The following is a 22,069-nucleotide window of genomic DNA, read 5'->3' on the forward strand; positions in this document are numbered from 1 at the left end:
CCCGGTATTGCCCGTGGTGCTGATTTGAATTTATCACTTAACCAACCAACTTCCGGAATCCATGAAAAAAATCCTTGTTGTAGATGACAAATCATCAATCAGTGACCTTATTGTACAGCTGCTCAAGCAAAGCTACGAGGTAGAGTCCAGATCCAATGGCGTGGAAGCGATGACTTATCTGCAAGATGGCAACTTACCAGACCTGATCATTTCTGATCTGGAGATGCCGAAAATGTCTGGCTTTGAGTTGATCAAAGCCGTACGCGAGAGTGGCTTCTTTTCAGAGACGCCCATCATCATCCTCAGTAGTCTTGACAGCTCCGAAGACCGCATCAAATGCCTGAAGTTAGGTGCTGATGACTATATGATGAAGCCCTTCAACCCTGAGGAGTTGTTGATTCGGATTGAAAAGGCACTGAAATAGCACAGGCCTACAAGTCGTAACCTTCCTGATTAACCCAAACGGATAATTATGCACCTGCTTTATATTGGCGATGACCTCAGACTAATCGAGTCCTTACTCCAACAAGAAGACGAGCTCGAGATCCATCAGGAGCCCAACCCGCTGCGTGCCAGTGCCTGGCTGCAAAGCCGCCCAAACCTTGACGGTATTATTGCAGAGTACCAACTTCCCGGGCGTACCGGGCCGGGGTATTACAAATACTTTGTTCAGAACTTTGACCCGCAACGTAAAATCCCTTACATCGTAGTCGCACCGGAGCGGGCCAAAGAGCTCATTAAAGAAGCTATGGATGCTAAAGTAGATGATTTCTATGCCAAGCCCATTGACCCGGAGCAGCTACTTGGCCGCCTACGCCGGCTTGCCCAGCTGAAGGCCGTCATGGGCACTGCAACTTCAGGGCAGCCTGCCGCCAATTCCCAACTGGAAGATTACAAAATTGGCTTCCTTAAACGGTCCTTTGATATTTTTGTAGCCCTGACGGCGCTGCTCCTCCTTTCTCCACTGCTGCTAATCACCATCCTGGCCATACGGCTGGAGTCCAGGGGTAAGGTCTATTATATTTCCAAACGAGTAGGGACTGGCTACAAAATTTTTAATTTCCTGAAACTGCGTTCCATGTACCCGGATGCAGATAAGCGCCTGAAGGAATTCCAGCACCTCAATCAATACAACAGCGGGGAAGAGGACAAGGAAACAGTTGCCGAGCCACAGGAGCGACAGGTTGCCGCCTCTGGGGGTGCTACCCTGTACGGAGATGATATAAGCGTGGATGAGCAGGCCCACCTACGGAGTAAAAAACAGGAGCAGGCCCGCGCTTTCGTTAAGTTTGATAATGACCCCAGGATTACTAAGGTGGGGCATATCATCCGCAAGCTGAGTATTGACGAGCTCCCACAGCTTATCAATGTGCTGAAAGGAGATATGTCCATAGTCGGCAACCGCCCCCTACCCCTCTATGAGGCAGAACTCCTGACCACCGATGACTGGATTAAACGCTTTAATGGGCCCGCAGGCATTACCGGACTTTGGCAGGTGGAAGCTCGTGGGCGCACTTCCAAAATGTCCCCGGAAGAACGAAAGGAACTAGACAATAAATACGTGGAAATTGCCAACAGCAAGTATGCATTTTGGAAGGACATGTGGATTATTCTCCGGACCATACCTGCTGTTTTTCAAAAGGAAAATGTATGATTCGACTCCCTGCAATACTATTTTATATTACCTGTTTAGTATGGCCAGTCTCTTTGCTTGCCCAGGGCCAGCAAGCCTTTATCGAACGGAGCCTGGCCAGTAATGACATCACCGAACGGCTTCCGCCTTTGGACACGCTACTGCAGGCCGCAGAGCAATATTCTCCACTCCTTAAAGAACAGGATGCCAACCTGGTACTAGCCAAACTGGCTGAGCAATCGCAGCGGCGCGACTGGATGCGGCACCTGGGTGTCAACCTGGGGTGGAGCTACGGGCAGTTTGATGCCCTCACTGTCAACCCGGATGCCCCCGTGGGCGTAGCTACTACCACCTCTTCTCAGAACCGCTATACGGTAGGCGCTTTTTTCAAGATGCCCCTGTTCACGCCTATCAACCGGAGTAACGAAATTCAGGCCACCAAAATAGAGCAGGAACAAGTCCGCTACCGGCGGCAGTTCCAGGCTATTGAGTTGCGCAAACTCGTCATCGCACAGTATCAGGCTGTGGTACAGGCTCACCGGCTGCTGCTCATCTCCAACAACCGCTTGCAAACCATCAGCTTACAAGCCAGGCGAACCGAACGGGAGTTCACAGACGGGCTCATCACCATAGGGGACTATACCCGCGTACAGGATATGCTCATTAATACCATGGAAGCACTTGAAACCCGAAAAATTGAATTCGTTACTGCTTATTTACTGTTGGAAGAAACCACAGGCGTAAAATTAAACCTGTAAAGCCTTGAAATTTAACCTGCTATTTTTCGTACGGCTTTTTTTAAGACACCTGCACCTGTTGATCATTGTACCGGTGCTACTGGCAGGCCTTGTCTTTTACTTAACTAAGGATGAGGCCAAATCCTATTACTCTACGGTCAAGATTTATACAGGTATTGCCTCCGGGGCTTCTATTGAGCTGGACAATCAGCGCTTCGATTACCGGGCTGCCAATACCGCTTTTGACAACCTCATCAATATTGTAGAGTCTAAACGCACCCTGTCCGAAGTGGGGCTCCGGCTATTCGCACAGCATATGACCCTCACAGAGCCTGACCCTATGATTATTGGGCGGGAGAAATACCACGCCCTGATGAGGATTGTGCCGGAGGAGGTAAAAGCACTGGCCAAGCCAGGCGATTATGCCGGGAATTTGCAACGCTTTCGGGACTACATGAACCAGAGCACCGAAAACTTCCTGCACGAGCTCATCAACCTCCGGCACCCCGATTACAGCTATGAAAAAATCGGGGCTAAAATATGGGTCAAACGGCTCTCCAACAGCGACTTCATTGAGCTCGGCTACGAAACCGAAGACCCCGGTATCTGCCAGAATACCCTGCGCATCCTTGTAGAGGTATTTACCGTCTTTAATACCGAGATCAAAGTCAATAACTCTGATGAGGTCGTCAGGTACTTTCAGGCCCAGCTACAGCACGCGGCGGAGGAACTGCGGATCGCAGAAGGAAATATGCAAGTCTTTAACAAGACCCACAATATCATCAACTATTACGAGCAGACGAAGCACATCGCCTCTCAGCGGGAACACACAGAGCTGGAATACCAAAATGTCCTCACCAACTACCACGGTGCCAAAGCTATTCTCAAAAATCTGGAAAGCCGTATGGAGCTCCGCCAAAAACAACGGTTAACCAGTCAGGCTATCCTGGATACCCGGGACGAACTTGCCGAGGCGAATTTCCAGATTGCTATGCTGGAAATCACGCCTCCTGAAGACTCCCTGAAACGGGAATCTAATGCTCAAAGTATTTATCAGCTGCAATTGAGAGCAGATGCTCTGAAACGAAAGCTAGGTACTGTCATTGATACCCTCTACCGGGCCGATATTGACCAAAACGGGCTGCCTTCCACTTCCATCCTCGACAATTGGCTCAATACCGTTATGGAAGTAGAGCGCAAGGAAGCCCAGCTCAAAGTGTATGAAGAAAAGCGGAAGGATTTCGAAAAGCTGTATGCCACTTTTTCCCCACTCGGTGCCGAAATGAAGCGGTTGGAGCGCAAAATCGACGTAGCCGAACGGGAATACCTCAGCATCCTTCACAGCCTGGGGCTGGCTAAGCTTAAGCAGCAGAGCATCGAGATGAAGTCTAACTATACGATTGCTGAGCCGGCCTACTATCCGCTCATACCCAAACCCAGTAAACGGAAAATCCTGATTGCAGCAGCCGGGGTCATGGGCTTTGCGCTTACGGCTTTTACGATCCTGCTTTTAGAGTTCCTGGATACCAACATCAAGGATGCCCGCCGGGCAGAAAAGAAAATCGGCCTGCCGGTCACAGCCATCTATCCAAAGCTGGTGCGCCGGAGCCGCCGCATCGACGTGGACTACCTCAAGGACCGGGCTACGGATGCTATCCTGCTCAATGTGGCTTTCGCTGACCGGGAAAAGGAAGCCAACCCCGAGGGCCCTTCCGTCAACTTTTTCATCTCTACCCAGAAAAATGACGGTAAGACTTTCATCGGGCACCGCTTGCTCAACAAGCTGGCAGGAATGGGCTACCGCACCCTGTTCCTCACCCCCGAAAACAAAGAATACTCCATGGAGGAAGGGGCCTACGACCATCTGGAGTTCCCCTCAGACAGTAAGCTGTATGCTAAAGAACGGCTTTCCGAGCTCAACCCCGGCCTCAGCCCCGAACAACTGAGCACCTACGATTTCATCTTCGTGGAGGCCCCACCAATCATATCAAAGGCCTTCCCGGTCAAGCTCTTTCACGAAGCAGACCACGTTTACCTGGTCGTACGCGCCAACCGCCCCTGGAGCGAAGCTGACAAGAATGCGATGAAGGTGTTTCGGGAAATTGCGCCGGAGCCAGAGCCTAGCATCATTCTCAATGGTGTCGAATTGCTGGAGATGGAATCTGTGCTGGGCGATCTGCCCCGCCGTCGGACCTGGGTGCGGCGGTTTATTAAGAATACACTCCGGCTTCGGTTCTTCTCAAAACGAAAACTATGAGGCTCGTTTCCATCATAAAAAAGGTGCTTTTTGAGAAGAACATGTCTTCTCTGCTCAGTAATGTGTCTGTTGCGGCGGCCGGACTGGTAAGCTTCATGTTACTGGCCCGGCAGTTGGACAAAGCTGCTTTTGGGGACTGGGTGCTTTATGTAGCCCTCGCTTCCTTTATTGATCTGTTGCGGTTTGGGCTGACTAAAACATCGTCAGTACGCCTTTTATCCGGGGCGATGGCAGAACAGCAGTGGGCAATCATGGGCACAAGCTTCCGGATTAACCTCTGGCTCTTAGGTGCCGTGGCCTTGGTTTGCTGGCCGCTCGCCTTCTGGGCACAGCAGGCGGGTACAGGCATCAGCCGGGGCTATCTATTGTTCCTGCAGTGGTACCCCATTCTTGCCCTGTTCAATATGAACTGGAACAACGCCACCTCCCTCTTTCAGGCTGAACAGCAGTTCCGCCGTATGATGTACGTACGCCTGGCGGCAACGGGCAGTTTTGTCCTTTTCCTGGCTGCCAATGGTTTGTATTTCAAGTGGGGTTTGATGGAAATCCTCTACGCCCACCTCGCCTGCAACCTGCTGTCCAGCCTTTGGACGGCTTTCGCCAAATGGGATGGAATGGCCTACCTGGGGAAAGCCACCCGGCCTATCCAAAAGGAACTCATCGATTTTGGTAAATACTCCATGGGGACATTGGTAGGCTCCAGCCTTCTTAAAAGTGCGGACACCTTTATTATAGGTTTAAGCCCGGTTATGGGCTCCACTGCAGTAGCCCTTTACGCAATCCCGCTCAAGCTGACCGACCTGCTGGGTATCCCGCTACGCAGCTTTACCATGACGGCTTACCCCCGGATGGCCAAACGGTATCATGAGGAAGATATGGCTGGTGTGCGCAAGATATTCTATGGGTATACCGGTGCAGTGACCCTGCTTTTTATACCGGTGGCTGTGCTCTGTTTCATTCTGGCTGAGCCTTTAATCCTTTTCCTGGGCGGCAGCAATTACGCAGACAGTCTGCCACAGGTCACTTTGATTTTCCGGATTTTTACGCTTTATACGCTACTGTTGCCCATCGACCGCTTTTCCGGAGTAGCCCTGGATAGCATCAACCGCCCTAAAGTGAACCTGCAAAAGGTAGTGGTGATGACAATCGCCAACGTCGTGATTGACCTCATTGGGGTTTTTGTATTCCAGTCACTGGAGGTGGTCGCTATCGGGACCATTGTATTCACAATGATAGGTATCGCCATCGGCATGCGGGAGTTGAAGCGGGAGTTGCAGGTGCAATCCAGGTACATCTGGACCGAAGGGCTCGCCTTTTTTAAGAACCTCAAAAGCTTTTTAGCCGTATGAGCAGCGAGGTCTACAAAAAAGCGAGTGGCGCCAGCTGGCTACAGAAGCCCATACCCATACTAATCATGTTGGGGGTACAACTGGTCATGGCCTATGGTATCGCCACTAAAGGATTATCGATTGGCATTCTGGGCATTGCCCTGCCCATTGTGATCTCGTTTGTCCTTGCGGTTATGCTTTACCCCCAAATCGGGTTCTACACTCTTTTCTTCCAGGCCTTTGTCATTCTGGGGGCCAGCCGGTATGTGCCGGCCCAATGGGGGCTGACGATCGACGGGGTGCTATTCCTCATGTACGGCTCGCTGTTCTTCAAAACCTTTCATCAGGATGTGCCCTGGGAGAAAGCGAAAAGTGACATCACCCTGGTCGCCTTTATCTGGTATGGCTACCTGCTGTTCCAAATTGTCAACCCGGAAGCGGCAAGCCGGGCGGCCTGGTTTTATGCCATGCGGGGGCTGGGGCTTTACATGCTGCTGATCATCCCACTCATCCTAATCATTTTTGATAAACGGCAGCACATGCATGGCTTCTTCATCATTTGGGGGATCATGTCTTTTTTGGGTACTCTGAAAGGAGCACAGCAACTCGTCCTTGGCCCGGACCCTTTCGAGCAAGCCTGGCTGGATAAAGGGGCAGCAGAGACGCATATTTTGTTTGGCAAACTGCGAGTCTTCTCTTTCTACTCCGATGCCGGGCAGTTTGGGGGCGCTCAGGCTCATGCAGGAGTCGTGTTCGGGATACTGGCGCTGGCGCAAAACCGGAACTTCTGGCTCCGGGTCTTCTACATCGTGGTTGCCCTGGGCGGCATTTATGGCATGTTCATCTCCGGTACCCGCGGAGCTATTGCTGTACCAATCATGGGGGGCGCCCTGTACTTTGTGCTCAAAAAGAATATCTATGTAATGGTCATCGGCGCTATTATGGGGATTGCCTTCATTGGCTTCTTCAAGTATACGACGATTGGCAATAATATCGATCAGATCAGGCGTATGCGCACCGCCTTCGACCCGGAGGACAAATCCCTGCAGGTACGACTGGAAAACCAACGGAAGCTCAAAGGTTATCTGGCTTCCCGGCCCTTAGGAGGGGGCATCGGCTCCTCGGGCAACTGGGGCCGCCGGTTTAGCCCCAATACCTTCCTGGCCAATACCCCTACCGACAGCTGGTATGTGATGATCTGGGCAGAGCTTGGCATTGTGGGGCTTTTGTTACACCTTGGCGTCTTGTTTTATATCCTGGGCAAGGCCTGCTATCTGGCAATGTTCAAAATCAGGGACGACTGGATACGCGGGACTACTACGGCTATGGCCTGCGGTATGTTTGGCATCATGGTCGCTTCCTACGGCAACGGTGTACTGGGGCAGTTCCCTACCGGCCCCATGCTCTATACCAGCATGGCTTTCATGTTTCTTTCCACCAGAATGGACAAGGAAGCCCAGGCAGAAAAAGCTACAGCAACAGCAGAACCATAAAAACCCCAACGAGACATGTATGCACAACCACTTGTTTCAATAATCACCATCAACTACAACGAATCTGATGTGACGTTGGCGTTGCTGGAAACCCTCCGGGGCCTCACCTATCCGACCGTGGAGGTCATTGTAGTCGACAACGCCTCGCCCAATGACCACCCCGACCGCATCAAGGAAGCCTACCCGGAGATCAACCTGATCAAAAGCCCGGAAAACCTGGGCTTTGCCGGCGGTAACAACCTGGGCATTAATGCATCAAAGGGCGACTTCCTGTTTTTCATCAACAACGATACCGAAGTGCCCCCGGGCATTCTGGAGCCCCTCGTGGAGACCTTACAGCAGCACCCGGAAATTGGGATCATCAGCCCCAAGATTAAGTTCCACTGGGACCCCAGCCTCATTCAGTACGCAGGCTACACACCGATGAACCCCTGGACGATCCGCAACAACAGCATTGGCTACCGGCAGCCGGATGGGCCGGACTATGATACTGCTGGCCCCACGGAGTCTATACATGGAGCTGCTATGATGGTGCCGCGGCGCATTGTAGAAGAGATCGGTAAGATGCCCGAAGGCTACTTCCTCTACTACGAGGAGCATGACTGGGCCGCGATGATCCGCCGGGCCGGCTATCAGGCGTATTACCAACCGGCTTCCTACATTTTGCACAAGGAATCAATTTCCACCGGTAAGAACAGCCCGCTCAAGACCTACTACCTGACCCGCAACCGGGTGCTTTACGCCCGGCGCAATTTCAGCCGCCTGCACCTGCTGTTCAGTATCTTGTACCTCGGCCTGATCTCTATCCCTAAGAACACCCTGACTTTTTTGCTAAAGCGGCAGTGGCAACACCTCTCTGCCTACTGGCGGGGCATCACCTGGAACCTCAACCACCCGGCTTTGGCCAACTAAACACAAAACCATGGAATACTTACTGTACTTTACTGCAGCATTGGAATGGATCCTCCTGATTTATCTTGGATTTGCTGCTTTTTATATTTTCCTGTTTGCGCTGGCCAGCCTGTTCCCCTACCGGCCTGAGCGTGCAGGCCAATCTACCGGACGAAAAGTTGCGGTGCTCATCCCCGGCTACAAAGAAGATGCCGTCATTGTGGATGTAGCTAAAGATGCCCTGCAGCAGGACTACCCCGCTGAGCAATACGATGTGGTGGTCATTGCGGACTCCTTTCAGCCCGAAACGCTGGCCGCACTGCGCGAGCTGCCCATCCGACTCGTGGAAGTTTCCTTCGAGAAAAGTACCAAGTCCAAAGCCCTCAACCGGGCGATGGCCACAATTGGAGACGATTACGATATTGCGCTGGTGCTGGATGCCGACAACCTCATGGAGCGCAGCTTCCTGACGAAGGTCAACGACGCCTTTGACCGGGGCTACTGGATCGTGCAGGGGCACCGGGCAGCCAAAAACCTGAATACGCCTTTTGCTATACTCGATGCCATCAGCGAGGAAGTCAACAATCAGATTTTCCGAAAAGGGCACCGGGTGCTGGGCTTGTCTTCCGCCCTCATTGGCTCCGGCATGGCTTTCGACTATAAGTTTTTCAAGGAAACCATGGCGAATGTCAAGGCGGTTGGAGGGTTTGACAAAGAGCTGGAGCTCAAACTCCTGCGCGACCGGCAAACCATCGAGTACCTGCCTGATGCCATCGTGCTGGATGAAAAGGTGCAAAAACCGGAAGTATTTGCCAATCAGCGGCGGCGGTGGCTCTCGGCTCAGTTCACTTACTTTCAGCGTTATGCCTGGTCCGGGCTGGCTGGCCTGCTGCGCGGCAATATCGACTTTGCCGACAAGGTGTATCAGATGATTGCCCCACCCCGGGTGCTGCTGCTGGGTATTGTGACCCTGTTGGGCATCGGTTATTTCCTCCTCTACTGGCTGTTCCCAGAAGCCTCCTGGCTTGCCCTTTCCTTCCGGGAATGGCGCTGGCCACTTCTGCTCACCTATCTGGGCATGGTCCTGGCTGTGCCCCGCAAATTCTACAACCTGGATACCCTCAAAGCTTTATTTACCCTTCCGCGTGCCTTTGTGCTGATGTTCCTTTCGCTATTCAAACTGAAAGGAGCGAACAAGAAATTCATCCACACACAACATGGTACCATCGAAGATAAAACCCCAAACGCATGAGAATCGGCATAGAGGGGCAGCGGCTGTTCCGCCCCAAAAAACACGGCATGGATATGGTGGCCCTGGAGCTCATCAAAAACCTGCAGGTGATCGATCAGGAGAATGAGTATGTCATCTTTGTAAAGCCGGATGAAGATAACACCTGCATACCCGAAGCGCCCAATTTTAGAATTGTGGAGCTTTCAGTACCGGGCGGGTATCCGGTTTGGGAACAATGGGCCCTGCCCCGGGCAGCCCGGGCCGAAGGGTGCGACCTGCTGCATTGTACCAGTAATACGGCGCCACTGCGCTGCCAGATGCCCTTGATGATCACCCTGCATGATATCATTTATATGGAGCAGCTGAGCCTTTTCCAAAGCGGCAGCACCTGGTACCAGCGACTAGGCAATTTGTACCGGCGCTGGGTGGTGCCCCCGGTACTGCGGCGTAGCCAATGCGTCATCACGGTATCCAATTTTGAAAAAGACCGTATTAATGACTTCTTCGGGCTTGAGCCGGGTAAACTAACGACGGTGTACAACGGCGTCAGCCCACACTTCAAAAAGGTGACTGATCCGGATGCGCTGCGAAAGGCCAGAGAGGGCTACCAATTGCCGGAACGTTTCCTGTTCTTCCTGGGCAACACCGCACCTAAGAAGAATACCCCGGGCGTCCTTAAGGCTTTTGGCGACTTTAACGGCAAGCAGGCAGAGCCCTACCACCTCGTCATGCTGGATTATGAAGAAGCGAAGCTACAGCAGATCCTCAATGACATCGGCCATCCCGGGCTACGGGCATACATTCACTTGACGGGCTATGTACCCAATGCCGAGCTGCCCGCTATCATCAGTCAGGCGAAGCTCTTCCTCTACCCTTCTTTACGGGAAAGTTTTGGTATCCCGATTCTGGAAGGCATGGCCTGTGGGGTACCCGTGATTACTTCCAACACCTCTTCCATGCCTGAAATTGCCGGTGGGGACGCCCTGCTGGTCAATCCTTTTCAGCCTGCTGAGATTACGGCAGCGATCGAGCAACTGCTTGGTGATGAGGCGCTTTACCAATCGTTCAGTGAACGCGGCCCGAAGCGGGCTGCACAATTTTCCTGGCGGGCTATGGCAGAGCAGGTACTCAAATTGTACCAGGGTATTCACCAGAAAACCGATGTTGTATGAAAAAGCAGCCCCCGATTGTCTGTATCTCCAACACCACCTGGCACGGCGCCTACACCAAGTCGACTGTACAGCTGATGTCCCTCCTGGCGCAAGAGCGGGAAGTCCTGTTTGTAGAGTATCCCTTCACGATAAAGGACGTAGTAACAACTTGGCTGGGGCGTCAGCAGGCACCGGTCAGGCGCATGCTGGGCATGGAGCCAAGGATGCAGCAGATCAAGACGGCCTACGGCACCATAGTCCACCATCTCGTTGTACCTCCGGTGCTGCCTGTAGATTTCATTCCCCTGAATGCTGTTTTTGAAGTCTTCTTTCAGTGGAATGCCCGGCAATACCGCCGCACCGTACGCCGGGCTATGCGGCAGTTGGGGTTTGAAAATGCGATTGTCGTGACCGCCTATAACCCTTTTTACGGGCTCCCTCTGATCGGTAAACTGGACGAGCAACTGAACGTCTACTACTGCTACGATGGCATTGGTACACGCCGTCACGGGCAGCGCATCTTCGCCCGCGACCGCTGGTTCTCCGAAGCCGTTGATGCCATTATCACCAGCTCCGATTTTATCCGGCAGGAGAAGCTGCCCCGGAACCCGGAAACGTATACGGTCAAGAACGGAGTGGACTACGAGCTGTTCCGGCCCTATGCTAAACAAGCCTTACGGCAGCACGGTGACCGCCCCAAAGTAGGCTACCTCGGAAGCATGGACCACCGTTTTGATATTGACACCGTAGAGCACGCCATTAAAAACCTGTCGGAATACGAATTTGAATTTGTCGGCAGCCTGCGCAATGAAACGGTGCGTGACCGGCTCGACGTTTATCCGAACACCACATTCCGGCCGCCGGTACGCCCGGACGAAGTGCCCGCTCTGATGGCAGATTGTGAAGTCGGGATCATCCCTTACCTGGCCAACGACATCAACCGGAGTATTTACCCTTTGAAGATCAATGAATACCTGGCGGTGGGCGTCCCCGTGGTGATGACTGCTTTTGCCCATTTACCCGAATTTGAGGGCTATGCATGGCAAACAGATGGTGCAGAGGCTTTCGCCCGGGCATTGAGGGAAGCCGTTGCCACCGATAGCCCCGAACGGATACAGGCAAGAACTGCCTTTGCTCAGTGCAACAGCTGGCCTGCTAAGGCAAAGGAGTTTGACCAATTGCTCAACCAGCTGTACCAGCAAAAAACATAGTAAACTTGATGCGTCGGGTCAGTGCAATGGGAAAAACGAGCTATTTTCAACCACGTGTCCCGGTAATTAACAGGATTTCAGGAGCTTAGCCTGAGCTAATGGACTAAAAAAAGGCATCCCGGTAGAACTGGGATGGGAAGAGGCAGCGCTATTTTAACCCTGTACTAACCCCCGACGCATCAAGTCTAATATTTGCTGAGTATGGACCAACCGTAAGTTATGGAATCTTTTAACCCTACTGCAAACTAAACTGTTATGAGCTTTATCTCCAAAATCAAATCCAACCCCAAAACCAAAGTGTTTGTACTTTGGCTGATCACCCCCAATCGCAATCCACGCCCGCGTTGGTGGGTGCGCCATATTCTGAACCGCTTTTTCCATAAACGGGGCAAAGGGGCTACCATCCGGCGGCGTTCCCGCATTGATGTTTTTCCATGGAACCGCTTTGAGATCGGAGAGCTGACAACCATCGAGGACTTCACGACTATCAACAACGGGTCCGGTGATGTACTTATGGGCAACCGGGTACGCATTGGGATCGGGAGCGTGGTGATCGGACCGGTCACGATGGGCAATGGCTCAGGGCTGGGGCAGCACGTCTTCATTTCCGGATTTAACCATGGTTATGCTGACGGGGCGAAGAACTCGAGTGGGCAACCACTGGATATCAAACCGGTCATTATTGAGGAGGAAGCGCACATTGGGGCCAACTCGGTGGTTGTTGCGGGCATCACAATCGGCAAGCGTGTACAAGTGGGCGCTGGCAGTGTGGTTACCAAGGATATCCCCCCCTTCTCAGTTGCAGTAGGCAACCCCGCCCGGGTGATCAAACGATATAACCACGAGCGTAAGCAGTGGGAGCGCGTATAAGCAAAGCTAAGGGCGCACGGCCAGTCAAAATAGCCTTTAGGGATTGCGCCACAACAACTTCGGCTATTCTGAGTAACTTATTAGACTTTTTGCGCGATCCCTTAGAGCGTGTTGGGGTTTTGTTTTTGGAGCGAACGCAACCAAATTTCGTTCTGATCGAGGTGCGAGACATTCAAGAATGGGATTAAGAGCTTGTTGGGACTTTTGTCTCCTAGTCGAAAACTAACATTTTTTTGGTTAGACGAGGTACGAAAACCGGAGTTTAGCCTTAGCTAGATAGCCTGTCCCGCAATTTGCGGGAAGGATTTTCGGGACGAAGTGTAAGCAAAAAAGTGTCCCGGTGCACCGGGACAGACCGATTACTAAAGTCCCAACATGCTCTTAGTCCGGGAATGGAGTCCGTAACGGTACGGCCACGACAACCGGCTCCTCCCCGGTTCGTTCCGCCAATAGGACGACCCGGAAATCATCTACTCCTTTAGGCACTTCGATATTAGCCCAGGCACCGGTGCCCATCTTCGCAAAACGATAGGCCTCCGGTGTATCTCCGAGCCGGAGCAAAAACCACCTCATCTGGTCATAATCAGCGGGGTCGGTAAGCACCCAACGGTTACCTTTCGGCTCAACCGCAGAGAAAACAGCAAAATCTCCCGGAAAAAGTACTTGTGCCGGGCGCAAGATGTCCAATTGATCTGAATGTTTGATGGCCAAATTCAGGGGCAGGCCTTTACGGATTGCAGGGTGCTGCGCGTGCTGTTCCCGGATCCATTTCTGTATAGTCTGCTCTTTGACAAGCTGAAACCGGTAAGTCGGCCAGTCCTGCAGCAGCCAGATTGCTCCAATAGAAACTACGGCAACGAGTAGGAAAGCCGTTTTCCGGATGAGTGCAAACATCCGGTGGTTCATCAGCCAGATTGCCCGGCGGACCTGCCTTATCCGGTGGTCAAGCAGCCTAAGCCACCGGCGGCTATCGATTATCCGCCTCCAGCTGCGCTGCCGGCTGGCCAAAACGGTGAAGCTCAGAATAGCCACGTTGAGCAAGGCCAAGCTGCTCATCATAGCGTAATAGATATTCAGGTGGGCGTTTAATCCATAAATCACTGCGGCAAGCGATATCCCGATAACGGCCAGGTTTGGGATATTCAACGGCCAGTTGTTGGCCTCCTGATTATCTTTGGGTGTGGGGTCATAGGGTACCTTGCGCCGTAAGATGGCAAAAACAAAGCCCATCAGGTGAATCCACCAGGTCCCAATCAGCAGTAGCCCCCCTGCAGTATGCAGTCCGCGCTCCCGTTCTTCCATCACCCAGTTTTGGGCGTACTGACGGATAGACAGGCCGGAAATAAAAAGGGGCAATCCAATCAGTACAAACTCTACCAGATCCATACGCATGGGCATATACCCGGTAAAGAGTGCGATGACAGGGATCAGGATATTGAGCAGGTAGGCTACGCTCAGGAAATAAAATCCGGGCAGCACGCCGTAGTACATCCTTTGAGGCCAGGACAGCTTGCTAAAGATTTTCGGATAGGTAGTGAAAAACAACTCAAAAACACCTCGCGACCATTTCAACTGTTGCTTGTAGTAGGCGGACAGGGTGGAAGGTACTAACCCCCGGGCCAGGACATTGGGTACGTATACCGATTTCCACCCTTTGGCATGAAGTTGCATAGAAGTATGCATGTCCTCCGCCAGTCCGGCTGCATGCCCTCCGATGGAATCGATTGCCTTACGGCGAAAGGTGCAATTGGCTCCGATAGCCTGTACCGTCCCAAAGCTATTCATGGTCATCATCATGGGGCCATAGAACTGAAAAGTCTGTTGTGCAGCTCCTTTGGCAATGAGCGACTCGTGGATATTTTCGTAGGCCTGTACTGTTTGGACAAAGCCAATACGCTCATCGGCAAAGTGGGGGACGATGTGGTCTAGAAAATCAGGATGGGGGACGTGGTCCGGATCAAGGATCAGGCAAATCTCACCGGTAGCCTGGCGTAGGGCGTTGTTGATGTTACCCGCTTTAGCATCTACCTTACGCTCCCTGGTTACGTGGTGAATCCCCAGCTTTTCGCAATAAGCTTTCAGGCGCGGGTCGTTGGCTTCATCACACAGATAGGTCTCGTGCGGGTAGCGGATGTTTTTAATCGCGGCGAGTGTTTCCTCAATCATTTCGTAGGGCTCTCCTGCCATAAACGTGGTGAGTACGTCTACGGTGTATTGTGGGGCCTCTTTAGGCGTTTCAGGGATACTGATACTGAAATAATAAAACCACTCAAGGATCACCTTGCCGGAAAGCAGGCCCAGGGCAAATAATAAGGTCCAGTAGAGTGGTGGATAGCCAATATGCACGGGACGAAGCAGTTCGTACCAGAAAAAAACAAGCGCGCCCGTCCCTATCAGGATAAGGCCACGCATAATGTAGAGCTGAGTCTGGGTAGGAGGTGTGACCATAATGATTATTCAATAACGTAGATGGGCGTATTCAAGGTAGTGGCAATACTGCCGGGATAGGACAGTGTGGCAAAAAGGCGATAAGGCCCCTCACGGGCTGGTGCGGAAAACTGTATACTCATGGTATCCAGAGCATTGAGCAAGTGGTCATAACTAACTACCGGCACAAGGGTATCCAGCTCTAAATTGTACCAGTCTTCGCTGCGCAGGGACCAATCTGCCCTTACGTTAGTATCCGGGGCAATCCCAAAGACGATGTTTGCGGTATAAGCCTGACCGGGGTTGAGCATAATATGGCCCGCTGCTCCGGCCCCATCTACCAACATGTACGCCACCTGAGGCGCGGGGAGATAAGGCAAGGTATCTTTGTTCAATAGCGCATAAGCCTCGTAAAGCGGCGTAGGTTGCCCGCCCGCTGTAAAGGTATTGAACCACGTTGCCGTGAGCTCCTGCTTTTGCCCCCAATAGAAGAGACAACTCCCAAGAAACCGGGGGTCCTTTACAGGCATTTCCTGATGAAACCGGCTGAGCAACTCCTCTTTCTTTTTCCATCCTGCATCTTCAATTGAAGCGCCCCAGGCTGTCTTTGGCACCTCCCAGTATCCATTGATGCTCCATTCACTAACGAAGTAGGGGCCCTTCCACATCCAGGCAAAGTCAGCCATGTCTTGTTCCAGGTCCTTTAACAACCCGAAAGTATTGATGCCCAAGACGTCCAGGTCTGGTATTTTGAGCCGGATGTTGGTGATGGTCCGGCGCTGAAAGTTGGTGAGCGCCGTGGCAACAGGATGCTGCCCGTCCACCTGTTTGATCATGGCCAGAAGGTCATTATACGCACGATAGAAAGGGGTATAGTTGGGTTTGTACGGAAAGTCCAGCTCATTGCCAAGCATCCACATCAGCAGGGCGGGGTGGTCTTTGTGCCGGTCCACGAAAGAACGATAGGCATTCATCTGGCCTTTGACTTTCGCCTGATCCCGGTAGAAGCTCAGGTGCTGGCTTTTAGGCAGGGGGAGGTCAGCAATAATAGCAATGCCGTAATAATGGGCTGTGTCCAGGACTTGCGCCAGGTTGAGCGTATCGTACACCCTGAGGCAGTTGCCGCCTGCTCTGGCCAGCTCCCGGATGTACCGGGGGTCGCCTGACGCACCATGGATAGAAAAGGGTTGCCCGTTTCTGGATAAAGTGAAGTGCCCGGCTATCTTTTCGATGTGAACCTTTTGTCCGGTTGACCTTCCCTGAGGGGGCTCCGTGACTTGTACTTCACAAGCCCCAACGGCAAGCAGCAACACAAGCAGTAAGCAAGGAACGATGCAGGGTTTCAATGTGCGTATTTGTTTAGTAAACGGTTAAGTAATCTTGCAGGCGAATGCCCAGCCTTTCGGCTCAGCTTTTCTTCAACAACAGCCAATCAAAGGTACAAAACCAGCTGACCATAATCAATTACTATAAAGTATTACTCCGATTCAATAAATACATTACAGAATTTCTTATTTTGGGAGTGCTTTTCCAACCTGAAGATATGGGCATTGCCTAATCATGCCTCAATTTGGAAAAGCACAGCGATCTGGTTTCAAACCCAACAAATATGCCATGACACTCCTAGAAATTCTATTCTGGTTATTCCTGTTTATCGTTTTTTACACCTACGTTGGTTACGGTATACTCCTTTACGTAATCATAAAAATCAGGCGCCTGCTTGGGCTGCACCGGCCCTACGAAGGCAATACTGACTACCAGCCGGAAGTCACCCTGTTTGTGGCCGCCTATAACGAGAAAGATTATGTGGCTGCCAAAGTCCGGAATTCCAAGTCACTGAATTACCCGCAAGACAAGGTCCGCCACATTTGGGTGACGGATGGTTCGGACGATGGCACTCCTGACCTGCTGCGGCAATATGACCGGGTGGAGGTGTACCATGACCCTGCCCGAAATGGTAAAATTGCAGCGATGAACCGGGGCATGCAGTTTGTCAAATCGCCTATTGTCATTTTCTCAGATGCAAATACGGACCTGGGCAAGGACTCTATTCAGGAAATTGTGCGCCTGTTCCGCAACCCGGAGGTAGGCTGTGTTTCCGGTGAGAAGCGTATCCACGAAAAAGGAGCAGATGCCGCTGCGGGTGCGGGTGAGGGGTTGTACTGGAAGTACGAGTCGACCCTTAAAAAGTGGGACGCCGAGCTGTACTCCGTTGTTGGGGCAGCAGGTGAGCTTTTTGCGATACGCACGGAGCTCTGGCAGGAGGTGGAGAAAGACACGCTGCTGGACGACTTCATCATTTCCCTCCGCGTCGCCATGAAGGGATACACCATTCAGTACAACCCAAATGCCTACGCTATTGAGACCGCCTCAGCCAATGTAAAAGAGGAGCTCAAGCGCAAAGTCCGCATCTCGGCGGGTGGCATTCAGTCGGTGGTACGCTTGTGGCCCTTGCTCAATATTTTCAAATACGGCCGCTTGTCGTTCCAGTATATTTCGCACCGGGTTTTGAGATGGACCCTAACCCCTTTACTGCTCCTGCTGCTCATCCCGGTCAACCTGATGCTTGCACTGCAGGAAGGGCTGTTTTCCTTTGAGCTGTACAGTTTGCTGTTCTGGGGGCAGGTGTTGTTTTACGCCGCAGCTTTACTGGGCTGGTTCCTGGAGAACCGCAAGCTGAAGGTAAAAGTACTGTTCGTGCCCTATTACTTTTTCATCATGAACCTCTCGGTCTTTCTCGGCCTGCGCCGCTACCTCAAAGGGCAGCAGAGTGTGAATTGGGAAAGAGCCGTACGCGGTTCCTGATCAACTTTTCGGGCTGGTAAGCGTATCTGAAGAGGGGCGGCTGTACGCTATTGTATTAAAGCTTGTTGGGATTTTACACTTCGGGCTGCTCTTGCCAAATTTCGTTTGCTCTAAAAGCAAAATCCCAACAAACGCTTAGCGCAACGTGCCCTGAAAATACGCGAACCGATGAATACAGCTTTTCTTTCCCTTTTGTTGCTACTTTGTCCAGGCGTCAGTGCGACGGATGCCCATGACTTCCACGTCAGCAAATGCCTGATGGAGTACGACCCGGAGGGGCAGTCTTTGCAGATGAGCATGCATATTTTTCTGGATGACCTGGAGCGGGCCCTGCAACAGCGCGGGCACGACCATTTATTCCTCTGCACGCCAAAGGAGGCCGCTGATGCGGAGAAGCACCTTGAGGCTTACCTGCGCGACCATTTCCGGCTCGTCGTAAATGGCGAAGAACGTGCGTTCAAGTACTGGGGAAAAGAAATATCCGATGACCTTTCGGCGGTTTGGTGCTACCTGGAGGTCGGAAACCTCTCTGAGGTGGCTTCTCTGGAGCTAACTTACCGTGTCCTCTTCGATACCTACCGTGATCAGAAAAACCTGGCGAGCCTCGTCTTGCCCGGTCAGGAGCCGGGCATGCTGTTTTTTCAGGTGGGCGATGAGACGAAGGGGATGTAGCACCCCGGAACTTCCGGTTTCCAACCGCTCATTCCTCCTTACGTTATAGTGGGGGCAACTGCGACAGCACGGTCTCAGGGACCATCTTCTGTATGGCGGTAAACCATACCCGCTCTTCGAAGCGGATGTGCTGTTCGATGAGGCGGCCGAGCCGGTCCAAATCTTCGGTGGAAGAAGAAGAGGAAAGCAGGCCGACCTGCTCCGCAATTTGCTGATGCTCCGACTGCACCTGATCTGCCATAGCCTGCAGTTGTTCGTGGTACGCCTGTGTGGCCGGGATAAGCACCCCGGCTTCCCATTCAAAATGGTGCCGGAGGCGGTCCCCGTATTCCTTTTTGGCGAAAGCCACCTTACCAGGTATATCAACAGGCATGCCTTTATAATCAGGCGCATCACTTTTTAATAACTGAGCCAGCAACAGCCCTTTGTGGTGCTGCCGGGACAAAGGGATCAATACAGGATGGCGTTTAAGCGGTTTGCGGTCCATGTGGGGAAAATACAAATTTTCTTACCTTTCGTGAAAGAACCTGATTTTTGGACCAACTCCCTGATATGAAGCCCTACCCTCTTTTCCTGTTGCTCTTTACGGCCGTACTGCCCGCCTTTGGCCAGGACGGAACGCCCTACGAGGCCCGGTATTTTGTCAATGCAAAAGGCAACTCCCTCCCCTACCGTATCCTTTTCCCGCAAGGGTACGAAGACAGTGGCCAGACCTATCCTTTACTGCTCTTTTTGCACGGCTCGGGAAAGCGGGGCGATGACAACGCCGCCCAGTTGGCCTATGAGCCTCAAGCCTTTTCGACAGCCTTCCCTATCTGCGTTTGGCGGGCATCCGCTCCTGGCGCCCCTTCATGCTCCATATACCACGATGTGGATTTTTCACGGTGCCCGGGACAAGGTTATACGGGTAGAGGGGCCCCGGCTCTTCGATTCGCTGTTCAGTAGACTTGACGCCTATGTTTAAACTCCTAACTCCCGTAAACCAACTCTAATATGCTCTCTTACCTGGTCTATGCGTTGGTGATTTATCTTTTGCTCTGCATCCTATTTTACACCCTACAGGACTTTTTCTTTTTCCGCCCCGAGATACTGCCCCGGAATTTCCAATACGAGTACCCTTTCCCGTTTGATGAGGTCCACTTCGAGATGGAGGACGGTGGCTACATCAACGGTTTGCACTTCCGGGTGCCCAATGCCAAGGGCGTGGTGTTTTACCTCAAGGGCAACTCCCGCAGCCTGAAGGGCTGGGGGAAATTTGCCAAAGACTTTCTTGGAAAAGGCTATGATTTCTTCATGATCGACTACCGGGGCTTCGGCAAGAGTGCCGGTAAGCGGACGGAAGCTACGCTGTACAACGATGCACAAACCGTTTACAAATGGCTCAGCTCGCGCTACCCGGAAGAACAGATCGTGCTTTACGGCAGGTCTCTGGGCAGTGGGATAGCCGCCCGGATTGCTTCCTGGAACACCCCCCACCTGCTCATCCTTGACTCTCCTTACTATTCCTTTTTGTACCAGGTCCGGCAATACGGCTTTTGGCTGCCCCTGCGGTGGTTGCTGCGTTATCAGATACGGACTGACTTTTTCATTAGGAAGGTATCTTGCCCGATCTTCATTATACACGGCACAAGCGACCGGCTTATTCCTTTCCGGCAAGGAAAAATGCTGCACGAGTCGGCCCCCAATAGTGAGCTGATCGCAATTGAAGGGGGCGGGCACAACAACCTTCCAGACTATCCGGAATACCACGAAGCCCTTTACGAGATCCTCCACGATGAGGACCGGTACGCACGCCTGGCCGCTGCGCCTTCCGGAAAATAAAAAGCACTCGCCCAGAAAGAGCGAGTGCATTTTCAAACAAATGTGCAAATCATAATTCTTATCGGCTGATCACCAGCCGCTGACTAACCGGCTCCTGGCCTTCAGGATAGATGGTAACCAGCAAAATCTGGTTATTGCCCCATTCAGCTGTGCTAAGGGTCAGTTGCCCGTCCTCACCCATGAGGTAAGAACCCAAAGTCTGTCCCATCATGTTGCGTACGACCACTGTGGAAGCCACCTTCAGATGATTTACCGTAAGGGTGACCTGATCCCGTGCAGGGTTAGGGAAGAGCGTCAGTTTGAGCTCATCCGCCTTGGTTGTCACGGTGGGTGCCCCCATAGGCAAGCTACTGCCTAATGTCACGGAAGGCCCATTCACAAAGGCAGAGTTTTCAGAACTACAGAGAGCTCTTACCCGCCACTGAACGGTACTACCGGACGGTAGGTTGTTATCCGTGTACGTGCTGGAAGGTATATCGATGGAAACCGGTCCAAAACCAATAGGACGGTACTGTAAACGGTAGGCATCCGCATTGGGAATAGGGCTCCATTCGAAGGTTGCACTCGTACTGGAGTTGGCAAAAGCGTTTAGATTCACGGGCTCTGCGCAGCCTTCGTCCAGGTCGCAGATATTGTTGTTGTTGGCATCAATTAAGGTGCCGGCACAACCGCAGTCCGCTCCGTAGAGGTCATTTTCTGTACAGGCGTCTCCATCGTCACAAGAGGTGCCGATGAGCGCATCGTTCAGGCCAGGGCATTGGTCATCTGCATCGCAAACGCCATCATTATCGCTGTCCTGGAAAGTTCCTGCGCAGTCGCAATCCGAAGTATAGACATCATTGATGGTGCAGTCGTCCCCGTCATTACAAGAGGTACCGATGAGGCTGTCATCAAATCCGGGGCATTGGTCATCTGCATCACAAACGCCATCATTATCGCTGTCCGGGCAGGCACCATCAGTGGTGGTAAAGTTCCCAATCCCGGAATAAGGAGAGCTCTCACCATTGCAAACCGCACGCACCCGCCACAGATACGTGGTATTTGAGGCCAGTCCGGTGAGGGTATAGCCATTGCCGGGCACCGACAGGGTAATGATGCTGTTAAATGGTGCGTCTTCCACGAGGTACTGCAGCTCGTATTCATTTGCAGCGGAGGAAGCAGACCAGCTCAGGGCAGCACTGCCCGCTGAAATATTGCTGGCCTGCAGGTTAGTCGGCGCTGTACATTCGTCTGTCTCATCCAGGTCGCAGATATTATTGTTGTTGGCATCAATTAAGGTGCCTGCACAACCGCAGTCCGCTCCGTAGAGGTCATTTTCTGTACAGGCGTCTCCATCGTCACAAGAAGTGCCGATGAGCGCATCGTTCAGGCCAGGGCATTGGTCGTCTGCATCGCAAACGCCATCATTATCGCTGTCCTGGAAAGTTCCCGCGCAGTCGCAATCCGAAGTATAGACATCATTGATGGTGCAGTCGTCCCCGTCATTACAAGAGGTGCCGATGAGGCTGTCATCAAATCCGGGGCATTGGTCATCTGCATCAC

Annotated in this window: 19 protein-coding genes; 15 read left to right on the forward strand and 4 right to left on the reverse strand. The window is 52.4% G+C overall.

The annotated features are described in order from the left end of the window. The first annotated feature begins 61 nt into the window (after nt 1-61). From RIC19_RS04325 to RIC19_RS04375, 11 genes are all read left to right on the forward strand, one after another. A complete protein-coding gene (locus RIC19_RS04325) occupies nt 62-424 on the forward strand; it encodes a response regulator transcription factor (protein ID WP_350177063.1) in 363 nt (120 codons plus the stop codon). 48 nt (nt 425-472) lie between these two features. Next, a complete protein-coding gene (locus RIC19_RS04330; RefSeq protein WP_350177064.1) occupies nt 473-1,654 on the forward strand; it encodes a sugar transferase in 1,182 nt (393 codons plus the stop codon). After that, the gene (locus tag RIC19_RS04335; protein ID WP_350177065.1) at nt 1,651-2,391 is read left to right on the forward strand and encodes a TolC family protein; all 741 of its coding nucleotides are present in this window, start codon (nt 1,651-1,653) and stop codon (nt 2,389-2,391) included. Before RIC19_RS04330 ends, RIC19_RS04335 begins: the two co-directional genes overlap by 4 nt. Before the next feature lie 4 nt (nt 2,392-2,395). Beyond that, nucleotides 2,396-4,627 carry a GumC family protein gene (locus tag RIC19_RS04340; protein WP_350177066.1) on the forward strand — a complete coding sequence of 744 codons (2,232 nt, stop codon included), beginning with the start codon at nt 2,396-2,398 and terminating at the stop codon, nt 4,625-4,627. After that, nucleotides 4,624-5,976 (forward strand): oligosaccharide flippase family protein, encoded by a 1,353-nt coding sequence (locus tag RIC19_RS04345; protein ID WP_350177067.1) that lies wholly within the window; start codon nt 4,624-4,626, stop codon nt 5,974-5,976. Before RIC19_RS04340 ends, RIC19_RS04345 begins: the two co-directional genes overlap by 4 nt. Next, complete coding sequence (locus tag RIC19_RS04350; RefSeq protein ID WP_350177068.1) at nt 5,973-7,448, forward strand: O-antigen ligase family protein; 1,476 nt, start codon at nt 5,973-5,975, stop codon at nt 7,446-7,448. Before RIC19_RS04345 ends, RIC19_RS04350 begins: the two co-directional genes overlap by 4 nt. A gap of 15 nt (nt 7,449-7,463) precedes the next feature. Next, on the forward strand, nt 7,464-8,360 hold the full coding sequence (locus tag RIC19_RS04355) for a glycosyltransferase family 2 protein (protein WP_350177069.1): 897 nt from the start codon (nt 7,464-7,466) through the stop codon (nt 8,358-8,360). A 10-nt stretch (nt 8,361-8,370) separates the two neighbouring features. Then, nucleotides 8,371-9,591 (forward strand): glycosyltransferase family 2 protein, encoded by a 1,221-nt coding sequence (locus RIC19_RS04360; protein ID WP_350177070.1) that lies wholly within the window; start codon nt 8,371-8,373, stop codon nt 9,589-9,591. Further along, on the forward strand, nt 9,588-10,742 hold the full coding sequence (locus tag RIC19_RS04365; protein WP_350177071.1) for a glycosyltransferase family 4 protein: 1,155 nt from the start codon (nt 9,588-9,590) through the stop codon (nt 10,740-10,742). The genes RIC19_RS04360 and RIC19_RS04365 overlap by 4 nt, the downstream gene beginning before the upstream one ends. Next, nucleotides 10,739-11,932, forward strand: coding sequence for a glycosyltransferase (locus RIC19_RS04370; RefSeq protein ID WP_350177072.1), 1,194 nt, complete (start codon nt 10,739-10,741; stop codon nt 11,930-11,932). The genes RIC19_RS04365 and RIC19_RS04370 overlap by 4 nt, the downstream gene beginning before the upstream one ends. A 255-nt stretch (nt 11,933-12,187) precedes the next feature. Beyond that, nucleotides 12,188-12,802 (forward strand): acyltransferase, encoded by a 615-nt coding sequence (locus RIC19_RS04375; protein WP_350177073.1) that lies wholly within the window; start codon nt 12,188-12,190, stop codon nt 12,800-12,802. Nucleotides 12,803-13,183: 381 nt separating this feature from the next. On the opposite strand, the gene RIC19_RS04380 is transcribed toward RIC19_RS04375, so the two are convergent. Both RIC19_RS04380 and RIC19_RS04385 read right to left on the reverse strand, forming a co-directional pair. Further along, a complete protein-coding gene (locus RIC19_RS04380; protein WP_350177074.1) occupies nt 13,184-15,250 on the reverse strand; it encodes a glycosyltransferase family 2 protein in 2,067 nt (688 codons plus the stop codon). Nucleotides 15,251-15,255: 5 nt separating this feature from the next. Next, a complete protein-coding gene (locus RIC19_RS04385) occupies nt 15,256-16,575 on the reverse strand; it encodes a glycoside hydrolase family 2 TIM barrel-domain containing protein (RefSeq protein WP_350177075.1) in 1,320 nt (439 codons plus the stop codon). Nucleotides 16,576-16,843: 268 nt separating this feature from the next. Here RIC19_RS04385 and RIC19_RS04390 point away from each other — a divergent pair, with 268 nt between their 5' ends. Continuing rightward, complete coding sequence (locus tag RIC19_RS04390) at nt 16,844-18,034, forward strand: glycosyltransferase family 2 protein (RefSeq protein ID WP_350177076.1); 1,191 nt, start codon at nt 16,844-16,846, stop codon at nt 18,032-18,034. 168 nt (nt 18,035-18,202) lie between these two features. Continuing rightward, nucleotides 18,203-18,706, forward strand: a complete 504-nt coding sequence (locus RIC19_RS04395; RefSeq protein WP_350177077.1) for a DUF6702 family protein — start codon at nt 18,203-18,205, stop codon at nt 18,704-18,706. Between the two features lie 43 nt (nt 18,707-18,749). Here RIC19_RS04395 and RIC19_RS04400 read toward each other — a convergent pair whose 3' ends face one another. Further along, nucleotides 18,750-19,193: a hemerythrin domain-containing protein gene (locus tag RIC19_RS04400; RefSeq protein ID WP_350177078.1), complete on the reverse strand. Its 444-nt coding sequence runs from the start codon at nt 19,191-19,193 to the stop codon at nt 18,750-18,752. Nucleotides 19,194-19,258: 65 nt separating this feature from the next. Between RIC19_RS04400 and RIC19_RS04405 the strand changes: the two genes are divergently transcribed. Both RIC19_RS04405 and RIC19_RS04410 read left to right on the forward strand, forming a co-directional pair. Then, nucleotides 19,259-19,651: a hypothetical protein gene (locus RIC19_RS04405; protein WP_350177079.1), complete on the forward strand. Its 393-nt coding sequence runs from the start codon at nt 19,259-19,261 to the stop codon at nt 19,649-19,651. Between the two features lie 48 nt (nt 19,652-19,699). Further along, nucleotides 19,700-20,527: an alpha/beta hydrolase gene (locus tag RIC19_RS04410; protein WP_350177080.1), complete on the forward strand. Its 828-nt coding sequence runs from the start codon at nt 19,700-19,702 to the stop codon at nt 20,525-20,527. Between the two features lie 58 nt (nt 20,528-20,585). Here the strand turns inward: RIC19_RS04410 and RIC19_RS04415 are convergent. After that, nucleotides 20,586-22,069 (reverse strand): fibronectin type III domain-containing protein (locus RIC19_RS04415; protein ID WP_350177081.1); only part of this gene is annotated, 1,484 nt, incomplete at its 5' end.

Origin of the sequence: Phaeodactylibacter sp. (assembly GCF_040219495.1) — a bacterium.
Classification (GTDB): domain Bacteria; phylum Bacteroidota; class Bacteroidia; order Chitinophagales; family Saprospiraceae; genus Phaeodactylibacter.

What these genes read in the sequence shown, in the direction of transcription:
- RIC19_RS04375 (WP_350177073.1), top strand. Translation starts at nt 12,188, where the DNA reads ATGAGCTTTATCTCCAAAATCAAATCCAACCCCAAAACCAAAGTGTTT.
- RIC19_RS04390 (WP_350177076.1), top strand. Translation starts at nt 16,844, where the DNA reads ATGACACTCCTAGAAATTCTATTCTGGTTATTCCTGTTTATCGTTTTT.
- RIC19_RS04350 (WP_350177068.1), top strand. Translation starts at nt 5,973, where the DNA reads ATGAGCAGCGAGGTCTACAAAAAAGCGAGTGGCGCCAGCTGGCTACAG.
- RIC19_RS04345 (WP_350177067.1), top strand. Translation starts at nt 4,624, where the DNA reads ATGAGGCTCGTTTCCATCATAAAAAAGGTGCTTTTTGAGAAGAACATG.
- RIC19_RS04330 (WP_350177064.1), top strand. Translation starts at nt 473, where the DNA reads ATGCACCTGCTTTATATTGGCGATGACCTCAGACTAATCGAGTCCTTA.
- RIC19_RS04395 (WP_350177077.1), top strand. Translation starts at nt 18,203, where the DNA reads ATGAATACAGCTTTTCTTTCCCTTTTGTTGCTACTTTGTCCAGGCGTC.
- RIC19_RS04355 (WP_350177069.1), top strand. Translation starts at nt 7,464, where the DNA reads ATGTATGCACAACCACTTGTTTCAATAATCACCATCAACTACAACGAA.
- RIC19_RS04360 (WP_350177070.1), top strand. Translation starts at nt 8,371, where the DNA reads ATGGAATACTTACTGTACTTTACTGCAGCATTGGAATGGATCCTCCTG.
- RIC19_RS04400 (WP_350177078.1), bottom strand. Translation starts at nt 19,193, where the DNA reads ATGGACCGCAAACCGCTTAAACGCCATCCTGTATTGATCCCTTTGTCC.
- RIC19_RS04335 (WP_350177065.1), top strand. Translation starts at nt 1,651, where the DNA reads ATGATTCGACTCCCTGCAATACTATTTTATATTACCTGTTTAGTATGG.
- RIC19_RS04325 (WP_350177063.1), top strand. Translation starts at nt 62, where the DNA reads ATGAAAAAAATCCTTGTTGTAGATGACAAATCATCAATCAGTGACCTT.
- RIC19_RS04380 (WP_350177074.1), bottom strand. Translation starts at nt 15,250, where the DNA reads ATGGTCACACCTCCTACCCAGACTCAGCTCTACATTATGCGTGGCCTT.
- RIC19_RS04370 (WP_350177072.1), top strand. Translation starts at nt 10,739, where the DNA reads ATGAAAAAGCAGCCCCCGATTGTCTGTATCTCCAACACCACCTGGCAC.
- RIC19_RS04405 (WP_350177079.1), top strand. Translation starts at nt 19,259, where the DNA reads ATGAAGCCCTACCCTCTTTTCCTGTTGCTCTTTACGGCCGTACTGCCC.
- RIC19_RS04365 (WP_350177071.1), top strand. Translation starts at nt 9,588, where the DNA reads ATGAGAATCGGCATAGAGGGGCAGCGGCTGTTCCGCCCCAAAAAACAC.
- RIC19_RS04410 (WP_350177080.1), top strand. Translation starts at nt 19,700, where the DNA reads ATGCTCTCTTACCTGGTCTATGCGTTGGTGATTTATCTTTTGCTCTGC.